The following is a 4,367-nucleotide window of genomic DNA, read 5'->3' on the forward strand; positions in this document are numbered from 1 at the left end:
CATACGGGCCGACCCGCCCCATCACCCGGCCGACCCGCCCGTCCCGCGCATCGACCGCGAACGACCCGAAATCCGGCGTACACGCCTCCAGATCGCCGGCCTCAGCCGCCATGACCTGCCCCCTGCCCCTCCAGCACCTGCGACAGCCGCAACGCCGTGTCGAGGTTGCAGCGCCCCAGGTCGACGAGCGCGACGGGCCCGTCACCCGCGTACGAGAGCGGGTCGATCCGCAGCGACGGCAGCACGATCCCGACCCCCGCGAACCCCCCTCGCAACCGGGCCACCAACTCCTCGGCCTCCCGCACCCTGCCCACTGCCGCGTCGCGCCGTTCCGTAGTCGTCATGATCCATTCCTTCCACTCTGAGTAGTTCCGATGCATACCCAGCGTGTCCAATTGCTCGTTAGCCTGGAAGAGGTGCGGTTCCAACAACCACACGTGTGCCACAGGGAGTTGTCATGCCAGGTCCCAGAAAGCTCGACCCCTCCTCCTCGCCACGCGCCCTTCTCGGCGCCGAACTCCGCCACCGAAGAGAGGACGCGGGCCTCTCCCAGACCGACCTCGGCGCCCCGCTCTTCGTCAGCGGCTCCTTCATCGGGCAGCTGGAGTCCGGGGTGCGGCGAATGCAGATGGATCAGGCGGAGAAGTTCGACGAGGTACTGGGCGCGGCCGGGTTCTTCGTACGGAACTGCGCGGCGCTGAAGAGGTCGAAGTACCCGGAACACTTCGCGGAGGCCGCGGAGGCGGAGGCCCGCGCGGAGGCGATCCGGGAGTACGCGCCTCAGCTCGTGCCCGGGCTGTTGCAGACAGAGGCGTATGCGCGGGCGGTGTTCCGCGAGGGGCTCCCCACCGCCACCGAAAGCGCGATCGACGAGTTGGTGGCTGCACGGCTGGAGCGCGCGCAGCTTCTCACCGATCCAACAGTGCCGATGTTGTGGGTGGTGCTGGACGAGGCGGTGTTACGCCGGGTGGTGGCTGGGCCTGCCGTCATGGCGGCCGCCCTTCGTCATATGACCGGGCTGATCAAGAGGCATCGGGTCATCGCGCAAGTGCTGCCTTTCTCAGCAGGCGCACATATGGCACTCGAAGGTTCACTCAAGCTCATGGCCTTCGCCGACGCACCACCATTGGCCTATCTACAGGGCCTGGGAACTGGGCAGTTGCAGGACGATCCGGCTGCGGTCCGTCAGTACGAACTGACCTACGATCTGGTGGTGGCCAGTGCGATCTCACCGGCAGCATCCCTGGCCTTGATCGCATCGGTGGCGGAGGATTACGACCATGAAGCTCAGCGGTTCTGACTACGACCTGTCCACGGCGACCTGGCACAAGTCCTCGTACAGCGGCGCAAGTGGCGGGGACTGCCTGGAGGTAGCCACCTGGCGCAAGTCCACGTACAGCGATGGCAGTGGCGGCAACTGCCTCGAAGTCCTCGACGGCGTCACCGAGATCGTCCCCGTCCGCGACTCCAAGGTGACCGACGGCCCCGCGCTGATGTTCCGCGCGGCAGCCTGGTCGGCCTTTGTGGCGAACCTCTGACCTGCGTGAAGTAACGCTTCGCGGGCTCCGGGCTGAGCAGGCGGCGCAGTTCCTCGTCCCCGCCCCAGGCATGGGCGACGTCCCAGTCCTCCCAGCCCGGCAGCGCCGCCTGGTGCAGGGCCATGCTCTCCCGGTGGCCGGCCCCGGCGCACGGCATGTCGAGCGCGCAGCTGTAGAACCGGTACCGGCGTGTGGCCAGGTCCAGGGCGATCCCCTGGCAGGCCCGCGCCGCCACCGGGGCTTCGGTGACCCGCCTGCCCCGGGCGAGGACTCTTTCCACCAGGCGTACGCGCTCATCGGCCCCCGTGAGGTGCCATCGGCCGTACTTCTCGTCCAACTCCCAGGCGGAGCCGTCCTCCAGGCGGACGAGGTGGGCGGTCCAACAACCCATCCACCGGACACTACCAACCGGATACGGTGCCCCCGACGTCAAGCATCAGGGGGATCACGATGGAACGACGGAAGCTGATCGGGATCGGAATCGGCAGTGGGGCGGGGCTGGCGATCCTGCCCGCCTGGTGGGCCGTGCGCCAGGTGGCGAACGGGGCCGACCCGGACTGGCACACCGACCCCGCGCCGCTGGAGCAGGCGTTCCCGCTGCTGGGCCCGCTCACCGGGGCGAAGTGGGTGAGCAGCCGGGACGGGGACCGGGGCATGCCGTCGCCGGACTTGGTGATCTCGGGCTTCGCCCGGCTGGCACCGGGGAAACTCGACGAGCTGACAGCGGCCCACGCCTTCGTCTCCGAGGAGCCCACCGACGACTTCTCCTCGTGGTTCGAGAAGCCGCTCAAGGGCGAGGGGCCGGATGCCCCGCAGTGGATCCGGTCGCACGAACTCGACCGCAACGGCAGCGACTCCTCCACCGGCCTGTGGTTCGACCGTCGCAGCGACACCGTCCGGTTCCGGGCGCTCAACCCGTACGGCTAAGAACTTTCGTTCGGATCGCACCCGGCATGATCCACACGAGAGGCCCTAGATCCGCACCACTCCGGTGAACGCGCCGTGGCCCACACCCGGGCGGGTGATCGCGAGCCAGCCGTGGCCGCGCAGGGTGGTGGTGGATCCGACCTCGGTCGGCTCGACGGAGAGGGAGTGGGCCGCGCTGTTGACGTCGGATTCCAGGGTGGCGTTGGGCTCGTACGCGTCCTCGGGGTCGTACTCGGGGTCGGCGGTGAGGGGTTCCTCCCAGTCCATGGGCTCGCCCCGCCATTCCGGGTCCTCGTAGCGCCAGTACCGGCGGCGCGGTGCGCCGTCGACGGCGACCGACCAGATCATCGAGTCGCTGTGCACGTCCTGGCAGAAGAACTGGGCCTGGCCGCAAATGGCGCTGAGGCGGTCGAGGAGGTCGTCCACGTCCCAGGTCATCTCCCCCAGCGGTGTGTCGGCGTAGATCAAGCGCCAGCCGTCCAGCTCCGGGGTGACGAACACCCGGAACGCCGTGTGCTTCGTACCGTCGGGGTCCGTGACCACGGTCGTGTCGTTCTCCATGGCGGAGAGCCCCATGGAGATCGTGCAGGGGACGCGGTCGTGCAGCCCCATGGCGTCGAAGAGTCCCTCGTACAGCGCGCCGGGGACGGCCAGCCAGCAGTGGTCGGGCAGGGATTCCGGGGTGTCCTGGTCCGCCTTGATGCGGGCGAGACGTTCCAGGGCCTGTCGGTCACGCCGGTCGAACTGGTCCGTGCCTCCGACGAGGGCCAGGGCGGTCAGCGCGTGACGCCTCAGGTGGACGGGCCCGTCACGGCGGATGCCTCGCAGGGCGGGTCCGGCGTTCGCGCCGATGGCTCTGACGGTCTTCTCGGCCTGGTGGCGCATGTACGAATCAGGGTCGTTCAGGAAGGGGATGACGTCGGTCAACGTGCCCGCGGCTGCCTCACCGAGGTTCTGCAGCCCCCAGAGGGCCTGGCGCCGTATCTCATTCATGGGGTGGGACAGCGCGGCCGTGTACTGCGGGATGCACCGCTCGTCGAAACCGCGGAGCACATGACCCAGCTCCCACCAGTCGGCGACCTTCTCGGCCCGGGCCCGGGATTCCACCGCCGCGTCGAACCCGGCGGGTCCGATCAGATGCAGAGCGTCCCGCAGGCTCCACATGGCGGACCGGCTCACCGTCCCGAGCGCGGCCACGAGTCCGGGCGCCGCACCGGCCCCGGGCTCGGCCAGTCGGCGCACGATTTCGGCGGTCGCCTCCGTGTCTCGTCCGGCTTGTTCGAGTTCGGCGATCAGTGCGGCTTGATCCATACGGCGGACGATATCCGAGGCCACTGACAACGCCCCGGGCTTCCCGCACCTCATGCGGCGAGTACGTCCCGGAGTGAAGATCCGATGCAGGACGAGCGCCCGGGCAGCACAACCCCGAGAACCCTCAAGTACTCTCAACTACCTTAGAAACATGCCTACTTCAGGCTGACACACTCATTCCCTGGGGACCAGGACGGCTTCCGCGCTCCCGACGGTCATCGTCGTGTTCTTCCTCGTCATGCCGGCGATCTGGATCGTGTCCGCGCTCACCGGGGGCCGGGGGGCGGCGGCCGCGCTGAGGGCAGGATCCATCACCGTGCCGGTACGGCTCACCGTGACCTCCGCGAAGAGCGGTGACACGGTGGTCGAGGACAGCACCCGGGCCGCGCTGAAGGAGCGGCACCCCAACGGCGCGTCCTGCTCACCCACCGTGTGGACGGCCACATTCCGCGCCCACCCCGACAAGGGCCTCATCTCGCCCGAGGGCATGAAGCTCCGGTAAGTCATCGAGCCCGTAAGCGCCCGGCGCGAAGCACCATCGCCTGGTCCGTCGGGAACATGGAGAGCGATGCGGGCGCTTACGGGCTCGAT

Annotated in this window: 6 protein-coding genes; 4 read left to right on the plus strand and 2 right to left on the minus strand. The window is 68.7% G+C overall.

Going from position 1 to position 4,367, the window contains the following annotated elements; translation table 11 throughout:
- Window positions 1-101: 101 nt before the first annotated feature.
- Window positions 102-344 (minus strand): hypothetical protein, encoded by a 243-nt coding sequence (locus JGS39_RS37105; protein WP_219574173.1) that lies wholly within the window; start codon window positions 342-344, stop codon window positions 102-104.
- 113 nt (window positions 345-457) lie between these two features.
- Here JGS39_RS37105 and JGS39_RS37110 point away from each other — a divergent pair, with 113 nt between their 5' ends.
- From JGS39_RS37110 to JGS39_RS37120, 3 genes are all read left to right on the plus strand, one after another.
- Window positions 458-1,300, plus strand: coding sequence for a helix-turn-helix domain-containing protein (locus tag JGS39_RS37110; RefSeq protein ID WP_219574175.1), 843 nt, complete (start codon window positions 458-460; stop codon window positions 1,298-1,300).
- Window positions 1,281-1,538: a DUF397 domain-containing protein gene (locus JGS39_RS37115; protein ID WP_219574177.1), complete on the plus strand. Its 258-nt coding sequence runs from the start codon at window positions 1,281-1,283 to the stop codon at window positions 1,536-1,538. The genes JGS39_RS37110 and JGS39_RS37115 overlap by 20 nt, the downstream gene beginning before the upstream one ends.
- A gap of 450 nt (window positions 1,539-1,988) precedes the next feature.
- Window positions 1,989-2,465 carry a hypothetical protein gene (locus tag JGS39_RS37120; RefSeq protein ID WP_236064300.1) on the plus strand — a complete coding sequence of 159 codons (477 nt, stop codon included), beginning with the start codon at window positions 1,989-1,991 and terminating at the stop codon, window positions 2,463-2,465.
- 45 nt (window positions 2,466-2,510) lie between these two features.
- Here the strand turns inward: JGS39_RS37120 and JGS39_RS37125 are convergent, their stop codons facing one another.
- Window positions 2,511-3,776 (minus strand): HEAT repeat domain-containing protein, encoded by a 1,266-nt coding sequence (locus tag JGS39_RS37125; protein WP_219574179.1) that lies wholly within the window; start codon window positions 3,774-3,776, stop codon window positions 2,511-2,513.
- A 223-nt stretch (window positions 3,777-3,999) separates the two neighbouring features.
- On the opposite strand from JGS39_RS37125, the gene JGS39_RS37130 reads away from it, so the two are divergent.
- Window positions 4,000-4,278 (plus strand): hypothetical protein, encoded by a 279-nt coding sequence (locus JGS39_RS37130; RefSeq protein ID WP_219574181.1) that lies wholly within the window; start codon window positions 4,000-4,002, stop codon window positions 4,276-4,278.
- The last annotated feature ends 89 nt before the right edge of the window (window positions 4,279-4,367 follow it).

The sequence above is a fragment of the Streptomyces poriferorum genome (assembly GCF_019399235.1).
GTDB classification, from domain to species: domain Bacteria; phylum Actinomycetota; class Actinomycetes; order Streptomycetales; family Streptomycetaceae; genus Streptomyces; species Streptomyces poriferorum.